Annotated in this window: 1 protein-coding gene; it reads right to left on the reverse strand. The window is 60.7% G+C overall.

From position 1 onward, the window contains the following. On the reverse strand, positions 1-1,265 hold a 1,265-nt coding region (locus OZ411_RS42845; RefSeq protein WP_282532783.1), incomplete at both ends, for a putative porin.

Genomic DNA, 1,265 nt, shown 5'->3' on the forward strand with positions numbered 1-1,265 from the left:
AAGTAGCCCTTGAGGTTGGTGCCGCCGAGCCCGAAATCAGAATCGGCGAAGGCATCGAGCGTCGCGTCCGATTCCAGGTATTTGTAGCCGACATGCACGTTCCAATCGGCGAAATGCTTGATCTCCTTGTTGCCGACGGTGACGCGCCCCATCCAGCCGATGTCGCCGCCGTTGAACGGGCCGAACGACCCGTCCGCGGTGCCGGCGCGGTTATTGATGGCGTAGCCGGCGACGTTGGTCGGGAGCGCCGTAAGTCCGGTGCCGGCGACCGTCAGCGCGCGATTGAAGGCCGAATTCCAGACGAACTCGCCGTCGACTATGATATGGAACGGATGGAATTCGCCGAGGTCGAGCGAGGCGCTGGCGACCACCGGCTGGAATTTCTGCACCAGCCCAAAGTACTGAAACTGATTGATCGTTCCGAGGTTGTTCAAGTTGTCCGAGATGATGTTGCGCAACGCCGCATAAGTGTTGCCCTTCTGTGCGAAGAGTGGGCGCGTCAGGTCTGAGCTGCAATTGTCCGAGACGTTCAATACAGAACAAGGTGCCGAAGGCTGTCCCTGGACATTCTCGAAATCGTAATAGGCTACGCCGAAGCGGAACTCGGAGACCGGGTCGAACCGTGCAGCGAAACCGGCCTGGGCGCCGAACAACCATTTGTCGTGACTCGGAAGCTTTCCGCCATCAATGGAAAGCGCGTTGGTACCCACGTTGAAGTCGGTATTGTAGATCGGAAACGCGCCCAGGACGCCGAACGCCGTGATGTTCGGAATCACCTCCTGCTTGGCCTGCACGGCGAAACCGTCGAAGCCGAGCTCGCGGTACCAGACCAGATCGGTCGGCGACCAGAACGGATTGTCGAAACGCCCGACCGACGCCATCAGAGCCTCGTTCGGGAGCTGATACTTCAGGAAGCCCCGATCGAGCCAGATCGAATATTTCGAGAAGTTCGAGCCGCTGCCGCCCAGGGTCTGGTTGGTCGAGACCGGCGAGTTGCTCTCGCCGGTGGCGATCCGCAAGCCCGCCGCGAAGCCGTTGGTGAGGTCGGCGTCCATGCCGAGCCGGGCGCGCAGCCGCACCTGGTTGCGGTTCTGATAGGTGTTGTACGACGGGAAAGGGGTGAGGTTGTCTGCTGCCAGATTGTAAGGCGAGCCTGAGTTGACTGCGTTGAAATTGTACAGGGCCGGATCGTTACCGGTCGGGAAGAAGCTGCCGTGATAGCGGGCGCGCACGTCGCCGTAGAAGCGGATGCGCTGCGCCCATTC

This window comes from Bradyrhizobium sp. Arg237L, from assembly GCF_029990105.1.
Lineage (GTDB): Bacteria > Pseudomonadota > Alphaproteobacteria > Rhizobiales > Xanthobacteraceae > Bradyrhizobium.